This is a genomic window from Malikia sp. (assembly GCF_028687635.1).
GTDB lineage: Bacteria > Pseudomonadota > Gammaproteobacteria > Burkholderiales > Burkholderiaceae_C > Malikia.
The window spans coordinates 1-15,684 of record NZ_JAQTZS010000035.1 but is presented as its reverse complement, the minus strand read 5'-3'; the positions used below and the strand labels follow the sequence as shown (position 1 = coordinate 15,684).

The 15,684-nt window shown below is 68.9% G+C and carries 14 protein-coding genes; 2 read left to right on the top strand and 12 right to left on the bottom strand.

All coding sequences use genetic code 11. From position 1 onward, the window contains the following. Window positions 1-58 precede the first annotated feature (58 nt). The gene (locus tag PHR85_RS14250) at window positions 59-496 is read right to left on the bottom strand and encodes a universal stress protein (RefSeq protein WP_300055545.1); all 438 of its coding nucleotides are present in this window, start codon (window positions 494-496) and stop codon (window positions 59-61) included. Window positions 497-682: 186 nt separating this feature from the next. Here PHR85_RS14250 and PHR85_RS14245 point away from each other — a divergent pair, with 186 nt between their 5' ends. Next, window positions 683-1,189, top strand: a complete 507-nt coding sequence (locus PHR85_RS14245; RefSeq protein ID WP_300055543.1) for a TerB family tellurite resistance protein — start codon at window positions 683-685, stop codon at window positions 1,187-1,189. A 4-nt stretch (window positions 1,190-1,193) separates the two neighbouring features. Here PHR85_RS14245 and PHR85_RS14240 read toward each other — a convergent pair whose 3' ends face one another. The 5 genes from PHR85_RS14240 to PHR85_RS14220 all read right to left on the bottom strand — a co-directional run bounded on the left by PHR85_RS14240 (window position 1,194) and on the right by PHR85_RS14220 (window position 7,333). Beyond that, window positions 1,194-4,115 carry a molybdopterin-dependent oxidoreductase gene (locus PHR85_RS14240; protein WP_300055539.1) on the bottom strand — a complete coding sequence of 974 codons (2,922 nt, stop codon included), beginning with the start codon at window positions 4,113-4,115 and terminating at the stop codon, window positions 1,194-1,196. Then, window positions 4,112-5,809 carry an NADH-ubiquinone oxidoreductase-F iron-sulfur binding region domain-containing protein gene (locus tag PHR85_RS14235; RefSeq protein ID WP_300055570.1) on the bottom strand — a complete coding sequence of 566 codons (1,698 nt, stop codon included), beginning with the start codon at window positions 5,807-5,809 and terminating at the stop codon, window positions 4,112-4,114. Before PHR85_RS14235 ends, PHR85_RS14240 begins: the two co-directional genes overlap by 4 nt. A gap of 148 nt (window positions 5,810-5,957) precedes the next feature. Further along, entirely contained in the window at window positions 5,958-6,215 is a 258-nt protein-coding gene (locus PHR85_RS14230; RefSeq protein ID WP_300055536.1) for a DUF1289 domain-containing protein, read from the bottom strand. A gap of 9 nt (window positions 6,216-6,224) precedes the next feature. Next, window positions 6,225-6,932, bottom strand: coding sequence for an HAD family phosphatase (locus PHR85_RS14225; protein ID WP_300055533.1), 708 nt, complete (start codon window positions 6,930-6,932; stop codon window positions 6,225-6,227). Continuing rightward, window positions 6,929-7,333 (bottom strand): YchJ family metal-binding protein, encoded by a 405-nt coding sequence (locus PHR85_RS14220; protein ID WP_300055531.1) that lies wholly within the window; start codon window positions 7,331-7,333, stop codon window positions 6,929-6,931. Before PHR85_RS14220 ends, PHR85_RS14225 begins: the two co-directional genes overlap by 4 nt. A gap of 174 nt (window positions 7,334-7,507) precedes the next feature. On the opposite strand from PHR85_RS14220, the gene PHR85_RS14215 reads away from it, so the two are divergent. Continuing rightward, the gene (locus PHR85_RS14215; protein WP_300055528.1) at window positions 7,508-7,723 is read left to right on the top strand and encodes a hypothetical protein; all 216 of its coding nucleotides are present in this window, start codon (window positions 7,508-7,510) and stop codon (window positions 7,721-7,723) included. 78 nt (window positions 7,724-7,801) lie between these two features. On the opposite strand, the gene PHR85_RS14210 is transcribed toward PHR85_RS14215, so the two are convergent. The 6 genes from PHR85_RS14210 to PHR85_RS14185 form a co-directional block, all read right to left on the bottom strand. Then, the gene (locus PHR85_RS14210; RefSeq protein ID WP_300055526.1) at window positions 7,802-10,093 is read right to left on the bottom strand and encodes a sensor histidine kinase; all 2,292 of its coding nucleotides are present in this window, start codon (window positions 10,091-10,093) and stop codon (window positions 7,802-7,804) included. Continuing rightward, window positions 10,090-12,606, bottom strand: a complete 2,517-nt coding sequence (locus PHR85_RS14205; RefSeq protein WP_300055524.1) for a 7TM-DISM domain-containing protein — start codon at window positions 12,604-12,606, stop codon at window positions 10,090-10,092. The genes PHR85_RS14210 and PHR85_RS14205 overlap by 4 nt, the downstream gene beginning before the upstream one ends. Then, window positions 12,603-13,451: a response regulator gene (locus PHR85_RS14200; protein WP_300055522.1), complete on the bottom strand. Its 849-nt coding sequence runs from the start codon at window positions 13,449-13,451 to the stop codon at window positions 12,603-12,605. Before PHR85_RS14200 ends, PHR85_RS14205 begins: the two co-directional genes overlap by 4 nt. A 234-nt stretch (window positions 13,452-13,685) precedes the next feature. Beyond that, the gene (gene can, locus PHR85_RS14195; RefSeq protein WP_300055520.1) at window positions 13,686-14,339 is read right to left on the bottom strand and encodes a carbonate dehydratase; all 654 of its coding nucleotides are present in this window, start codon (window positions 14,337-14,339) and stop codon (window positions 13,686-13,688) included. Window positions 14,340-14,397: 58 nt separating this feature from the next. Then, the gene (locus PHR85_RS14190; RefSeq protein ID WP_300055518.1) at window positions 14,398-15,198 is read right to left on the bottom strand and encodes a M48 family metallopeptidase; all 801 of its coding nucleotides are present in this window, start codon (window positions 15,196-15,198) and stop codon (window positions 14,398-14,400) included. A 13-nt stretch (window positions 15,199-15,211) separates the two neighbouring features. After that, a partial coding sequence (locus PHR85_RS14185; RefSeq protein ID WP_300055515.1) for a 1-acyl-sn-glycerol-3-phosphate acyltransferase occupies window positions 15,212-15,684 on the bottom strand: 473 nt, incomplete at its 5' end.

The window sequence follows — 15,684 nt, the reverse complement described above, 5'->3', positions numbered from 1 at the left end:
CCGGACCCTGGCTCGACAGGGGCCGAAACCGACCAAGCCAGGCTTGGCCGTCTGGCGCTCAGGACTTGACGATCAGCACCGGTATCTTGGCGTGCGTGAGCACCTTCTGCGCCACGCTGCCGAGCACCAGCGCCTCCAGGCCCTTGCGGCCATGCGAGCCCATCACGATCAGGTCGCAGCCCTCGGCCGTCGCGGTTTCGAGGATGCCCTCGTAGGTCACATTGCGCTCGATGGTGTCGCCGTCGAAGGCCACGCCGCGCGCCGCGCAGACCTGGCGGATGTCGTCGAGCGACTGGGTCGCGGCGGCCTGCGCCTCGCCCAGGTAGGCCTGCAGGCCGATCGCCGAGGCGTCGCCGATGCCGATGTAGGGGAAGGGGTCGATCACATAGATGCCGACGATCCGAGCCGCATGCACCTTGGCCAGGTCGGCCGCGAATTCGGCCGCCTGGTGCGCCAGCGGGGAGCCGTCGGTCGGCACGAGGATTTTCTTGAACATGAAACACTCCTGGAAAAAATCGATGGGGCCATCTTACCCAGCCTGGCCCGCAGACGCGGCCCTGCGGGCGCCATGCCAATGATCCCGCACAACAAGAGAAGAATTCTGAAATCGGCTAGGATAGCCAGAGCCACTCACAGTGGCCGCAAAGATTTGCATCCCTCATCAATCAAGGAGTTTTATCCCATGGGTCTGTTTGACATGTTCAAGAGCGACAGCGGCGACAAGATGAGCCCGCACCTGGCCTTCGCCACCGGACTGCTCTACATGATGTCCGCCGACGGTGAAATGGACAACGAGGAAATCGGTCACCTGCTGAGCGTGCTCGGCGGCCAGGACGACGGCCGTGGCACGATCGGCGTCGGCGCACAGAGCCAGGCCCTGCTGGATTCGGCGCTCAAGTACCGCCGCAAGAATTCGATCGAGACCTTCCTGCAGGAAGCGGCCCCGCTGCTGACCGATGCCCAGAAGATGTGCATCCTGGTCAACCTGATCGACTCCTCGCTGGTCGATGGCCAGCCCGAGCCCGAGGAGCAGGTCCTGTTCGGCAAGTTCCTGGCCGCCTTCGGCATTTCGGAAGAGCGTTTCCGCCCCTTCTTCGAGGTGATCGTGCTCAAGAACGACCGCCAGGTCTTCACCAACCCGAATCACCCGAAGAACGACAGCGGCTACCGCGTCAAGCTGTCGACCTGATCACTCAGGCGCTGCGCGGCCCGACGGCTTCGACCCGGACCGCGCAGTACTTGACCTCGGCGATCTTGGCCCAGGGATCGAGCGCCGGATTGGTCAGCAGGTTCGCCGCCGCCTCGACATAGGCGAAGGGGATGAAGGCGCTGCCGACCGGCATGCCGGCATCGGCGCGCACCGCGAGTTCGACCGCGCCACGCCGGCTTGTCACCCGCGCCAAGGCGCCAGGGCGCAGGCCCAGGCGCGCGATCTGGTCGGGGTGCAGGCTCACGGTCGCGGCGGGTTCGAGCGCGTCGAGCACCTCGCTGCGGCGCGACATGGCGCCGGTGTGCCAATGCTCCAGCTGGCGCCCGGTGATCAGCACCAGCGGATAGTCGGCATCGGGCTGCTCGGCCGGCGGCAGCAGGCCGACCGGCACCAGCCGCGCCCGGCCGGAGGGCGTCGGGAAGCGGTCGACGAAGACGATGGGTTGACCCGGATCGTCGGCCGTCAGCACCGGATGGGTGACCGCGCCCTGCTCCAGCAGGCGCTGCCAGGACAGACCGGCGATCGCCGGCATCAGGCGGCGCATCTCCTCGAACACGCGACCGATCGCGCTATCGGGCTCGGCCCCGCCGCCGTCGGGCGCAATATCGTAATCCCAGTCCAGACCCAGGCGGCGCGCGAGCTGCTCGGTGATCCAGGCGTCGGCGCGCGCCTCGCCGGGGCAGGCGATGGCCTGGCGCCCGAGCTGCACGGTGCGGTCGGTGTTGGTGACGCTGCCGGTCTTCTCGGGCCAGGCACTGGCGGGCAGCACGACATCGGCCAGCGCGGCGGTCTCGGTCAGGAAGATGTCCTGCACCACCAGATGCTCCAGCCGCGCCAGACCGGCGCGCGTGTGCGCGCTGTCGGGATCGCTCATGGCCGGGTTCTCGCCCTGGATCAGCATGGCCTGAATCTGGCCCGCGCAGGCGGCGTCGATGATCTCGACCACGGTCAGGCCAGACTGCTCGGGCAGGCTGCCGCTCGGCAGGCCCCAGGTGGCCTCGGCGGCGGCGCGGTGGATCGGATCGCTGACGCGGTGGTAATCGGGCAGGAACATCGGAATCAGGCCGGCGTCGCTCGCGCCCTGCACATTGTTCTGGCCGCGCAGCGGATGCAGGCCGGTGCCGGGGCGGCCGATCTGGCCCGTCAGCAGCGCCAGCGCGATCAGGCAGCGCGCGTTGTCGGTGCCATGGCTGTGCTGGGCCACGCCCATGCCCCAGAAAATCATGCTGGCGCGCGAAGTCGCGTAGGCGCGCGCGACCGCGCGGATCGCGTCGGGCAAGAGGCCGCAGATCGGCGCCATCGCCTCGGGGCTGTAGTCGACCGGGCCGTCCATCAGTTCGGCGCGCCAGGCTTCGTAGTCCAGCGTGCGCGTGGCGATGAAATCCGCATCGGTCAGGCCCTCGGCCACGATCACCTGCAGCATGGCCTTGAGCAGCGCCACGTCGCTGCCGGGCTGGAACTGCAGCACGCGCCAGGCCTGGCGCGCCAGCTCGGTGCGGCGCGGGTCGGCCAGCACCAGGCGCGCGCCACGGCCGACGGCGTTCTTGATCCAGCTTGCCGCCACCGGATGGTTCTCGACCGGGTTGGCGCCGATCACCAGGATGAAGTCGGCCTGCTCGACATCGCGCACCGGGTTGCTGACCGCGCCCGAGCCCAGGCCCTCCATCAGCGCCGCGACGCTCGACGCATGGCACAGCCGGGTGCAATGGTCGACGTTGTGCGTCAGGAAGGCGGATCGGATCAGCTTCTGGAACAGATAGGCCTCCTCGTTGGTGCCCTTGGCCGAGCCGAAGCCCGCGATCGGCACCGCGCGGCCGCGCAAGTCGGGATCGGCGTCGCGCACGCGGCGCAGGCCGGCGGCGGCGAAGTCGAGCGCCTCGTCCCAGCTCGCCTCGCGGAACTGGGCCCGCAGCGTGGCGGCATCGGCGCGACCGCCGGGGCCGCGCGTGAGGAGGGCCGGGTCCTTGGGTGCGTCGGCGCGCCGGATCAGCGGAACCGTCAGCCGCTCCGGGCTGTGCGCGTAGTCGAAGCCGAAGCGGCCCTTGACGCAGAGCCGGCCTTCATTGGCCGGACCCGGCGCGCCATCGACCTGGACGATGCGGCCGCCGCTGACCTGGTAGGTCAGGCGGCAGCCGACGCCGCAGAAGGGGCAGACCGACTCGACCCGGGCATCGGATACCCGCGCGTAGACACCGCTGGCAGGCGCCAGCGCGCCGGTCGGGCAGACCTGCACGCATTCGCCGCAGGCGACGCAGCTGCTGGCACCCATCGGGTCACCCTGGTCGAAGGTGATGCGAGCATGAGCACCACGGAACGACAGGCCGATCACGTCATTGCCCTGCTCGTCGCGGCAGGCGCGCAGGCAGCGCGTGCACTGAATGCAGGCGTCGAGATTGACGGCAATCGCCGGGTGGCTGCGGTCGGCGCCTTGCGCGGCGGCCTCGGACTGCATCGCGCCGGGCGCTGCGAAACGCTGCGGGTCCGCGCCCAGCTCGGTCGTCCAGTGCGCGAGTTCGCTGTCATGCTTGAGCGAGTTGCCAGCCGGCGCATCGGCGTTCAGCAGTTCGAGCACGCTGCGCTGGGCACTGCGGGCGCGCTCGCTGTCGCTACGCACGACCAGGCCGGGCTGCGGCGCGCGGCAGCAGGAGGCGGCCAGCACGCGCTCGCCTTCGACCTCGACCACGCAGGCGCGGCAATTGCCGACCGGATGCAGGCCCTCGCGGTGACAGAGGTGCGGGATCTCGATGCCGACCCGGCGCGCGACCTGCCAGATCGTCTCGCCAGGGCTGGCCTGGACCGGGCGGCCATCGAGCTCGAACTCGATTGCGGCGGCATCGGTCGCGGCAGGGGTACCGGCGGCGCTTTTGCCAGCTGCAGCCGGCTGGGCCTGGACAAAAGCGCTCATGGCTGCACCTCGCGCGGAAAGAAGCGCAGCACCGAATCGAAGGGATTGGGCGCTGCCTGGCCCAGGCCGCAGATCGAGGCGTCACGCATGACATGCGACAGTTCGGCCAGCCGTTCGGCGTCCCAGACCGGCGCCTGCATCAAGGCCCTGGCCTGGGCGGTACCGGCGCGACAGGGCGTGCACTGGCCGCAGGACTCATGCTCGAAAAAGCGCATCAGGCCGGTCGCCACCTCGCGCACCCGGTCCTGCCGCGACAGCACCACCACCGCCATCGAGCCGACGAAGGCGCCATATTCCGCCAGGGTATCGAAGTCGAGCGGCAGCTCGGCCAGCGCCGCCGGCAGGATGCCGCCCGAGGCGCCACCCGGCAGATACGCCTGCAGCTGGTGACCATCGGTCATGCCGCCCGCGTATTCATGAATCAGCTCCCTCAGCGTGATGCCGGCCGGCGCCAGGTAACAGCCCGGATGCTTCACGCGGCCGGAGACGCTGAAGCGGCGCAAGCCGTTGCGGCCACGCCGGCCCTGCCCCGCCAGCCAGGCGCCGCCCTGTTCGAGGATGGCGGGCAGCCAGGACAGGGTCTCGACGTTGTGCACCAGCGTCGGGCGGCCAAACAGGCCTTGCAGCGCGACGATCGGCGGCTTGAGCCGTGGCAGGCCGCGCCGGCCTTCCAGCGACTCGATCAGCGCCGACTCCTCGCCGCAGACATAGGCGCCAGCGCCCCGGCGCAGCTCGATGGCCGGGAACAGCACCTGCGGGAACTCGGCCTGCCAGCCGGCGATGCGCTGCCCCAGCGCGGCCAGTTCGTCCTGCAACAGCGCGCGGCAGTCGTGGTATTCGTCGCGCAGGTAGATCCAGGCCTTTTCCGCGCCGACCACCCGCGCGGCGATCAGCAGCCCTTCGAGCGCCAGCCGGGGCTGGATCGAGAGCAGCTGCCAGTCCTTGAAGGTGCCGACCTCGCCCTCGTCGATGTTGACCACCAGGTAGCGCGGCCCGGGCTGGGCCCGCACCGTGTCCCACTTGCGCCAGGCTGGAAAGCCCGCGCCACCCAGGCCACGCAGGCCCGAGGCCTTGAGTTCGGCCAGCACGGCTTCGGGCGTCAGAGCGCCGGCCAGCAGGCGCCGGAACTGGGCATAGTCGCGCGGGGATTCGGGTGCTCCGCTTGCCGGCAGCAGGCGCGGGCCGGTATCACCTTCTGCCAGCGCAGCGCTCACTGACCCGACGCTGGCTTCAGGCAACTGGTGCTGGCCCACGCAGGCAGCCGGCGCGCGGTGGCACTGGCCGATGCAGGGCGCCTCGACCACTCGCACCGACGGGTCGCCGGCCAGGCGCTGACGCAAATCAGCCAGCAGGCTCTGGCCGCCGGCCATGGCACAGGACAGGCTGGTGCAGACGCGCACCGTGGTGGCGGGCAACGCGGCGGCGTCATCGTCCACGTCGAAATGGTGATGGAAGGTCGCGACCTCGTGCACCTCGGCCTGGCTCAGGCGCAGACGCTCGGCCAGCGCGGCCAGCAGGCCCTTGCGCAGCCCGCCGTCGGCATCCTGCAGCCGGTGCAGGTGCTCGATCAGCAGGTCGGCCCTGGGTTCGAGATCGGCGCAGAGCCGGTCAACGCGCTCGCGGGCGGCCGGATCGACCTGACGGCCCTTGGGCGCAAGGCGCGGTCGCCGCGGCAGCGGCACGGGCTCCGGCATGGCGCGGTCGATGCGCGGTTCTGTCTGTTCCAAGGCACGCTCCGTTCACGACTGGCAGTCGGCGCCAGTTTAAGCCGACGCAGCAGGCAATGGGAGATGGCACCGGGAGCGAGCGCCAGCCTGGCGTGGCGCGACGGACCGGGTGATTTCAGACCGGCTGCAGCCCGGCCTCCCGCTGGCGCTGCTCGACCAGGCGCCAGACCGCCAGCTTGGACAAGTCGTCGCTGGCCTTCCAGGCCCGTAGTTCCTCGCGGGTGCGCCAGCAGCCCTGGCACAGGTCGCCGGCCTCGGTCATGCGGCAGACGCCGACACAGGGCGAAGGCACGGCCTGACCCGGCTTGGGCACGGCGGTGGCCAGGGAGAGGAAGGGGCGTGGCGGTTCAGCCTGGGTGACGGTCTTGGGCATGCGGCGACTCTAGCGCAGGCCCGCGCGGGCTGACGGGCGGCCGGGCAAAGACCCCAGCGCCAGCGCGACCTCGTCCATATGTCCGAACAGCCTGGCGGCGCCGGCCGCGCGCAGACGCGCGCCAGCCTCGGGCAGCGGGCAGTAGGCCCAGACCTCGGCGCCGGCGGCGACACCGGCCGTCACGCCGGTCGGCGTATCCTCGATCACCAGACAGCGGGCCGGCGCGGCGCTCAAGTGCGCGGCCGCCGCCAGGTAGACGTCGGGCGCGGGCTTGCCGCGCGGCATATCGTGGCCGCTGAAGACGCGGTTCTCGAAATACGGCCGCAGGCCCGCCATGTCGAGCTGGAACTCGACCTTGTGCCGGTCGGCACCCGAGGCGCAGGCGATCCGCCCCCCGGCATGGGCATGCGCCGCGGCGACGGCCGCCAGCGCGCCCTCGATCGCCTGCAGTTCGGCCTGCAGGCGCTGGTTGCGGCGCTGGTAGAAGGCGGCCATCCAGTCATCGGTCAGGGGTTGGCCGGTGCGCGACTCGATCAGCGCGCGCTCCTGGCGCACCATCTTGCCGACAAAGAGGCGCATGCATTCCTCTTGCGTCATGGCCCAGCCGGCTTCCTCCAGCATGTCGCGCAACACGCCCTGGGTGATCGGCTCGGAATCGACCAGCACGCCGTCGCAGTCGAACAGCACGGCGTCGAAGCTCACGCTCGGCGCGCTCACAACATATCCCCGTCGAGGTAGTACCAGCGCCCGTCCTCGCGCACGAAGCGGCTGCGCTCGTGCAGGCGCTGGCCGCGTCCAGCGACACGCGAACGCGCGACGAATTCGACTTCGGCCGCGTCGGGTCCGGTCGAGCGGGCGCCCTTGACCTCCAGACCCAGCCACTTGCAGCCGGGCTCGAAGTCGATCGCGGCCGGGCGCTGGCTGGCGTGCCAGCTGGCGAGCAGATAAGCGGCACTCTGCTCAACAAAGGCGCTGTAGCGCGAGCGCATCAGGTGCTCGGCATCGGGCGCTGGTTGAGCGGCGAAATCGTCGAGAAAAGGCCCGCAACAGGCGGCACGGGCCAGCGGGCGACCCTTGACGTCGGTGCGACCGCAGGGACAAACGGTGTCGGAGCTCATGATGGAAATGGTTTTTCAGGACACAGCGGCGGATTGTCGCAGGCCCCATGACGTCCCGCAGGACTGGACAGGTTTTTCCCGGCGGCAAAAGTTCGCAGGTCGAAATCAAAAACTGCTCCGGCTGGGCGCCTTACAGTGGGTCAACGGTCGCTACGACATATAGAGGAGACCATGATGTTCAAGAAATGGACAGACATCGAGCGCCTGATCGCCGATCTCGTTCCCTCCCTGCTGCCATTCCAGTCAGGCGGCAGCCCGACCGTTCGCCAGGCCAGTGACAAGCCAGACCCGCGCGATGGCGAGCCAAGCTGCCATTCGAGTCCGACCTGGCTGATCCCCACCTACCTGCGCCAGCAACGTTCAGGCGACCGCGTTTCGCACTGGTTCTGATCGCCGTCCGCACCGACCAAGCGCTTGAGCCCGTTCAGATCCGGTCACCTGACGACTCCGAGGAGGCGAGGCGTATCGTCATCCAGTGGTCGGGGCGGCTGCCAAGGTCGGGCAGGACTCCAACAGCGCCGCCAAGCCGCGCAGATCACCCTGCTCGGCCAGGGTGGTGATTCGCTCGGCGAAGGACCGGCATTCGGGCTGGCCAACGACCAGGACCGCCGCCCAGTCGAGCAGATCGGAGACCGCCCCCATCCGCAACAGGGAGGCCGCCTCGGCCAGGCTGGCGCCGCCAGGGAGCACCATCGGGACGTTGTCGCCGGCGTCGGTCAGCACGTCCGATGTGCCCACGGACGACTCCGACTCCGCCGCCAGTGCTGGCAACCCCAGGGGCAGCAAGACCTTCATCGTCGTGCCCTGGCCCGGTGCGCTATCGACCCGGATAGTGCCCCCCATGCACTCGACCCAGTGGCGGGCAATCGCCAGACCCAGGCCCAGGCCGGGCAGGCCGCTGGAACTTTCGGCCCGGCGGTAGGGCTCGAACACCTCGGCCAGCTGCTCGGCGCTCATGCCGATCCCCGTGTCGCTCACCGTGAAGGTCAGCGCCGCCGTGGCGGGACCCGTGACGGCATCGACCTGGAATTCGACCCGGCCACCACGAGCGAACTTGGCCGCGTTATCCAGCAGGTTGATCAGTACCTGGCGCAGGCGCTTGGCATCCACCAGCACCTGCGGCGGCAGGCCGGTCCCGCAGGAAAAGACGAACTCGTTGCCGCCAGCCCTGGCCAGACCCTCGGCCTCGGCCGCCAGGACCTCAAGCAGGCCGAGCAGCTCGACCGGCTCGGGCCTGATGCCACCCTGGGGGTTGCCAGCGCCGGCCTCGACGATCAGGTCATCGATCAGCCCCTGCAGATGGGAAGCGCTGCGGCGGATGATCGAGCCATACTCGGCATGCTCGCCACCCGCCTGCTCAAGCGGCGCCACCAGCTCGACGATCTCGGCGGCCGGCCGGCGCAGATCGTGGTTGACACGCGCCAACAACTCACCGCGGGCGCGGTGCGCCTCGCCGGCAACGATGACGGCATCCTGCAGGGTTTGGGTCCGCTCGCGCACCAGTGCCTCCAGCCGCACATGCTCGTCCTGCCGGGACTGGAGCAGCGCCGCCTGGGCCGCGCGGAAGGCCTTTTGCTCGGCAAAGGAACTCCGCAGCATGCCGGACACCATCACCAGCGCCAACGCCAGCGAAGGCCGCATGGTCACGCTGTCGGAGGGCAGGATATCGGTTGTCAGCCAGCCCAGTTGCTCGGCGAGCCGCAGGATGATGGTCAGACACAAGCCGAAGGAGGCCAGCGAGTACAGCCCCGCATTGGCCACGCCGCGGCGCCAGGCCCACAGGATCGAGACCGGCCAGATCGCGAAAAAAGCCCCCAACAGGGGAACGGTCATGACATTGGCCGCTCGCAGATCGCCGAAGGCGGCCTGCAAGGCCAGCAACAGGCTGGATCCGATCAACAGGGGATAAGCGACGCGCCAGCCACGCCGCTGGTACAGGCGCAGGAACAGGAGCGTGAAGCTCGCGCACAACACCATGCAGAGGTTGGCCAGCACCACCGAGGCGCGAACCGGCAGTTCGCCCCCCTCGTGAAAAATGAAATGGTACAGGTGGCCGCCGAAGGAAAACTCGTACAGCGCCATCATGGACAGCCAGGCGGCCAGCAGCAGCAAGCCGCGGTCGCGTCGCGCCAAGCCATGCACCAGCATGCACAGAGCGATGCCCAGCAAGGCACAGAGCGGCACCAGCTGGTGCAAGGTCAGGTCGGACTCCTGCGCACGGTAGGCCAGCGGCTCCCACAGGCCCGGCTCCAGCATGATGCGGGTCCGGCCCGTCACGCGCAGCAGCAGCGTGGCGGACCCGCCGGGCTCAAGCCTGACCGGAAAGATCGAGACCATCCCCACGGCCGGTCGGCGCGCCAGCGCGTGCGCCAGACCGCTCACGGCGGCCTCGATCGGTTGCGCGCCGTCCGGCGCCAGGCGGTAGTAGTCGACGCGCTCCAGCCTGGGCGAGCCCAGCGTGAGCCAGCGCTCCAGCGGCTTGCCGGTCCGGTTCCCGACCTGCAATTTCAACCAGACGGCGGCATCGGTCACGCCGCGGTTCAAGCACCGGGGCGTGGCGGGCTGCCAGCCTGGCTGCAGCAGCGCCTGCTCGGGAGTCAGCGCGGCCGATCCGTCCTCCAGCACCTCGACGAGGGGCAGCAGATCCAGATACGGCTCGACCTGGCCGAGATCGACCGGGTCGGCCACGCGGGCGGCACCGGCCAGCCCCCAGCAGAAAACCAGCCAGCAGGCGAGCGCGAAACGACAGAGCCGGTTCATGCCGCCTCCTCGGTCGGCACGGTCTCGGACAGCTCCAGCCCCAGCAGCTCGGCCAAGGTCCGGCGCAGCTGTGCCCGGCTGATCGGCTTGGCCAGCACCGCCGAAAAGTCGTGCCGCAAATCGGCCACGACCTCGGGGGCTGAGGTCAGCAGCACGACGGGCAAATCCGGCCAGCGCGCGCGCGCGTTGCGCAACAGGGTCAGGCCATCGGCGCCCGGCATCCTCAGGTCGGTCAGCAGCAGGTCCGGGGCCTGGGCCTGCGGATCGCGCAGACACAGCAAGGCCTCGCGACCGTCGGTCAGCGCCTTGAACTCGAAGCCCATGTCCGAGAAATCGGCCATCAGCAGTTCGCGCACGACCGGGCTGTCATCCACCAGCCACAGGCGCCGTCCGGCCCCCCGCAACTCGGGCAGTTGCGCCTCCTGGCGCAGCAGGCGACGAGGGGCGATGGCCTCCTCGCTCGACCTCGGCATCGGCAGGGTGAGACGCAGGGTGGCTCCCCCTTCGGGCTGGCTGGAGGCCTGCAGCCTGCCGCCCATGCGTTGCGCCCACTGGTGCGCAATCGCCAGCCCCAGGCCCACCTCATGATGGCTCTGATCGAGACCCAGCCGCAGAAAGGGCTGGAACAGCGTCGGCAACTGGTCAGCCGCGATGGCTGGACCGTCGTCGCGCACGGTGAACAGCAGTCGAATCGGCTCGTCCGGTTCCGGTCCCGCCGAAGGCAAGGGTTCCACCCTCAGCTCGACCTGGCCCTGATGAGTCCGCTCGGCGGCGTGGGTCAGCAGCAGCTCCAGCACCTGGCGCGCGCGCTTGGCATCGAGCAAGACGACGTCGGGCAAGTCGCCTTCGATCCGGAACTCGAAGTGGTTGCCCTGCCGGGCCGCCAGCGCAACCGCCTGGTCGGCGATGCTGCGCAGCCAGGCCTTCAGGTAGAGCGGCTGCGGCAACACGGCGTCAGGCTGCACGCCAGCGCGGGCATATTCGATCAAGCCGTTGATCAGCGCCAGCTGCTCGCGCGCGCTGCGCCCGATGGCCAGCGCCAGCTGGCACACCGCCCCGCTGGCAGCCTCAAGGCGAGCCGCGTACGCCATGATGGCCGTCAACGGGGCGCGCAGGTCATGACCGACCCGGGCCAGCAACTCGCCCTTGGCGCGGACCGCCTCGTCGGCGTCGACCGCGGCCTGGCGCAGCGCTGCGCTGCGCACGCGCACGGCCTCTTCCAGCCGCTGTTGCTCTATGTGCTGCGCGTCCAGCAGTTCGGCCTGCATGGTGGCCAAGGCGCGGGACTCCGAGACCGAATGGCGCACCACCACGTACAGCAGCACGCAGGTCATGAAGAACTTGAACAGGACGGCCAGATAGAGCACCGCCAGGCTCGACAGGTGCAGGAACCCCATGACGCTCGACGGTTGCAGCAACCCCATGACGCTCGCCACCCGCAAGAGGGTGAATAGCCAGACGCAACTCAGTGCCAGCGTGAACAAGCGCACATGCGGCATCCCCTCGCGCCAAGGCTGGATCAGCGCAAGGGGCCAGATCAGGTGGAACAGGATCAGCACCCCGGTGGACTTAGCGATCGCCCAGCGCAGGTCGCCAAACAGGGTCAACAAGGCAAAGACCGCCAGCAGCGCCGTCACCGCTGGAAAAAAACGGCCCCACCAGCCACGACGCCCCATCTCCAGATAGGCATGGATATAGAACGACATCATCATGGCCGCCAGCAGCCCCAGCAAATGCGGCAAGCGGGCCGCGAGGTCACCGCCGTCGGGCATCAGGTAGCGACGCAGGTAACCTTGAAACGCAAAATCATAGGCCGCTCCGAGCAGCAGCCAGAGCGCGTACAGGAACAGGAAATGGTGACCACGCGCCAGCGTATTGGCCAGCAGATACAGCACCAGGCCGGACATCATCCCGATGGGCAACAGATACAGCAGGTCGTCGAGCTCTTCCTGTTCCAGGTAATGCAGGGGTGCCCAGAGCTCGGGCTGCATCCCCATGACGGTCCGGCTTTGCACGCGCAGCAACAGCGTGTGACGCTCGCCCGGCATCAAGGTGAACGAGAAGACCGCATCCCTGCCACGCGCCAGCCGCACGGCGGGGGGATAAGCCATGCCCGACTGTTGTTGCTCCAGCAGCAGACCGCTTGCGACGTCGAAGCGGTACAGCTGGACCTGCTCCAGGCGCGGGTTGCCCATCGAGAGCCAACGCGTGAGCTCGGCCGGACCGTGATTGCCCAGATCCAGCCGCAGCCAGAGCGCCGCCGCCGTGCTCCCCTGGTTCAGCTGGCGGGTCGTCGCCGCTGCCCACCCAGGCTGGCGCAGGGCCTCGGCGGGATCCAGGGCCGCCTCGCGATCGACCAGCAGCTGCAGCCGGGACACCAGAGCGCTGCGCTGGGGCAGCTGTGCCAGATCCAGTGGCGCCTCCTGCGCCCAGACCGCGCCGCCCCACCCGCCCGCGATCAGGACCAGCCATGCGAACAGGCAACGCAGCCGGTCCAGCAGGGCCGGCGTCATGCGGCAGCGGTCTGATCCATGATCAAGGGTGGCGCGCCGGGGGCCTTGCGGTAGTCGCGCGGCGACAGACCGAAGCGCGCGCGAAACGCCGTCGAGAAATTGGCCGGATTGTCGTAGCCCAGGTCGCAGGCGATCACCTGCACTGCCAGGCTGGTCTCGCGCAGCAGCTTGCGCGCCTGCTCCATGCGCGCCTCCCGCAGGTATTCGAACACCGTCGCGCCCGCGCAACTGCGAAAGGCCTCGTTGAGCCGGCGTGCGTTGGTGCCGACGGCCTTGGCCAGACCCGCCAGATCGGGTGGCTGCGCCAGATCGTCGTGCAGCAGGCGCTGCGCGGCACGGAATACCAGCGCATCGACGTTGGACACCGGAGCGGCGGCGTCATCGAGCCTGGCCAAGGGCAAGGTATCCGGAACGGTCGAGCCGGGCTGGGGCGACACGGGCACCCCATGGCGCCAGGCTTTCAAGTGGATGCTCACACGCAGCCGGACCTCATCGAAATCGAAGGGCTTGGCAATGTAGTCGACCGCCCCCACCATCAGTCCGCGCACGCGATCCTCGGGCTGCGCCGCGGCGGTCAGGAAGATCACCGGCAAGGCCGCCGTGCGCGGATCGGTCTTGAGCAGGCGACAGGCCGCGATGCCGTCGCACACCGGCATGCACACATCCATCATCACCAGGTCGGGCTGGACCAGGCGCGCCTTCTCGATGCCGTCATGACCATCCTCCGCCACGTACAGGCGGTAGCCCTGCTCGCGCAGGCAATCGGTCAGCAGACGGCGATCATTCGCGTTGTCATCGACCACCAGGATGCGCAAGCCTTTGGAAATCACGGAATTGAGAGTCATGAGAGCATTTTTCAGTTTTACCGAAAACTTCAAATCGAAATCGGCATGACGGATTCAAAACTGAAGTGCGCCTCCCTGGGGTTCAGTGGATGAAGATGGAGCGGCTGGGTTGCATTAATCCATATGTCATTGATTGCAAAACAAGCAATGCTTTCTTGAATTTTAAGCAAATTTCTTGCGGGTGGATTGCAGCCTGGCTGCGGCGGCAGGCATGAAGGCCGGGGCGCCGTTGCTTCAGGCACCGCGCGGGTAGCGCTTGATGGCGTTGCGGAACACGTCGACGACCTCGCCGGGCTGGCTCATCGTCACACCCAGATCCTTGACCAGGCCGTCCTTGACCCCATAGCACCAACCGTGCACCGAGACCTTCTGACCCCGGCTCCAGGCGTCCTGCATCACGTTGGACAGCGCGACGTTGCCGACCTGCTCGATCACGTTCATCTCGCACAGCACGTCCTCCTGCACGGCCACCGGCAGGTGATCGAGCCGGCGACGGTGGCGCATCTTGACGTCATGGACATGGCGCAACCAGTTGTCGACCAGGCCGACACGGGCGCCGCGCAGCGTGGCCAGCACGCCACCGCAGCCGTAGTGACCGACCACCATGATGTGCTCGACCTTGAGCATGTCGACCGCGTACTGGATCACCGACAGCGCGTTGAGGTCCGAATGCACCACCACGTTGGCGACGTTGCGGTGCACGAACACCTCGCCCGGGTCCAGGCCGGTGATCTGGTTGGCCGGCACCCGGCTGTCGGAGCAGCCGATCCAGAGGTACTTGGGGCTTTGCTGGTGCGACAGCTTCTCGAAGAAGCCGGGGCGCTCAAGCTCCATCTGGGCGGCCCAGGCACGGTTGTTGTCGATCAGGTGTTTCAGCGATGAACTCATGCCCGGATATTACCCAAGCGACCGACCTTGTGCCCGCCGTGCGGGTTCGAAACCGGAATCAGGGCGCCAGCCGTACCCGCCGCAATGCCTGGCGACGCAAGTCGTAGTCGGGCAGCACGCTGGCGACCACGCCCCAGAAGTCCGGACTGTGGTTCATCTCGCGCAGGTGGCTGAGCTCGTGCGCGACCACGTAGTCGATCATCTCCAGGCTCAGGTGCACCAGTCGCCAGTTCAGGCGGATGCCGCCGTCGGCGCTCGCGCTGCCCCAGCGGGTGGCGGCGCTAGACAGCTTGAGGCTGCGGTAGCGTACGCCCAGACGTGGCGCGAAATGGTCCAGCCGCTGCAGGAAGATCCGCCTGGCCTCGCGCATCAGCCAGGCCTGCGCCGTGTCGCGCAGCTGATCCGGCCCGGCGTCGCGCGCCAGCGCCAGCAGCAGGCGCTCGCCGTCGAGCGCCGCGCCCGCGCCGTCGAAGCGGTGCTCTGGCGCGAGTGCCAGCGCCAGGCTGCGGCCCAGGTAGGGAATGACGGCGCCCTCGCGCCATTCGATCGCGGCCGGCGCCAGTCGGCTGGCCTGCCGCAGCTGGCGCAGCTTGGCCAGCACCCAGTCGGCCTTGCGCTGGACCAGCGCGTCGACCTCGGCAAGCGGCGTCCAGCGCGGCGCGCGCACGCTCAGGCCCTGCGGGCCCACGCTCAGGCCGATGGTGCGGCGCTGGCCGCGCTGGAATTCGTAGGCCACCAGCGTGCCGCCGAGCCGGGTTTCACGGTTGGCGCGCGGGTGACGGCTGACCGGGGCTGGCAGGCCGTCGCCCGCGCCGGTCTCGAACAGGCCCGGCTGGGACGCGAGCGGGCTGGTGGCCATCGCTGGACCCGGCTCAGGCGGTCTGCGCGTAGGCCTCGGGGTCGAGGCGACGCATCTCGGCCTCGATCCAGGCCTCGACCTCGGCCATCAGCTCGTCATGCTGGCGGCCGACGCTGGGAATCTGCGGCCCGATCGAGATCTCGACCTGACCCGGCCGCTTGAACAGCGCCTTGCGCGGCCAGCACTTGGCCGAGGTCACGGCGACCGGGATCACCGGCGCGCCGGTCTTGATCGCCAGTCTTGTGCCGCCGCTCTTGTACTGCCCTTTCTGGCCGCGTTCGATGCGGGTGCCTTCCGGGAACATGATGACCCAGGTGCCCTGGTCCAGCAGTCGCTTGCCCTGCTGCACCATCTTGGCGAAGGCGCGCGCGCCGTCGGCGCGGTCGATGTGGATCATGTCCATGCTGCCGATGGCCCAGCCGAAGAAGGGCACGCGCAGCAGCTCCTTCTTGAACACATAGGCCAGCGGGTGCGGCATGATGGCCG

Excerpts from the sequence above, each read along its gene's own strand:
- PHR85_RS14245 (WP_300055543.1), top strand. The coding sequence starts at position 683 with ATGGGTCTGTTTGACATGTTCAAGAGCGACAGCGGCGACAAGATGAGC.
- PHR85_RS14215 (WP_300055528.1), top strand. The coding sequence starts at position 7,508 with ATGTTCAAGAAATGGACAGACATCGAGCGCCTGATCGCCGATCTCGTT.
- PHR85_RS14220 (WP_300055531.1), bottom strand. The coding sequence starts at position 7,333 with ATGAGCTCCGACACCGTTTGTCCCTGCGGTCGCACCGACGTCAAGGGT.
- PHR85_RS14200 (WP_300055522.1), bottom strand. The coding sequence starts at position 13,451 with ATGACTCTCAATTCCGTGATTTCCAAAGGCTTGCGCATCCTGGTGGTC.
- PHR85_RS14250 (WP_300055545.1), bottom strand. The coding sequence starts at position 496 with ATGTTCAAGAAAATCCTCGTGCCGACCGACGGCTCCCCGCTGGCGCAC.
- PHR85_RS14190 (WP_300055518.1), bottom strand. The coding sequence starts at position 15,198 with ATGGCCACCAGCCCGCTCGCGTCCCAGCCGGGCCTGTTCGAGACCGGC.
- PHR85_RS14205 (WP_300055524.1), bottom strand. The coding sequence starts at position 12,606 with ATGACGCCGGCCCTGCTGGACCGGCTGCGTTGCCTGTTCGCATGGCTG.
- can (WP_300055520.1), bottom strand. The coding sequence starts at position 14,339 with ATGAGTTCATCGCTGAAACACCTGATCGACAACAACCGTGCCTGGGCC.
- PHR85_RS14230 (WP_300055536.1), bottom strand. The coding sequence starts at position 6,215 with ATGCCCAAGACCGTCACCCAGGCTGAACCGCCACGCCCCTTCCTCTCC.
- PHR85_RS14235 (WP_300055570.1), bottom strand. The coding sequence starts at position 5,809 with ATGCCGGAGCCCGTGCCGCTGCCGCGGCGACCGCGCCTTGCGCCCAAG.
- PHR85_RS14210 (WP_300055526.1), bottom strand. The coding sequence starts at position 10,093 with ATGAACCGGCTCTGTCGTTTCGCGCTCGCCTGCTGGCTGGTTTTCTGC.
- PHR85_RS14240 (WP_300055539.1), bottom strand. The coding sequence starts at position 4,115 with ATGAGCGCTTTTGTCCAGGCCCAGCCGGCTGCAGCTGGCAAAAGCGCC.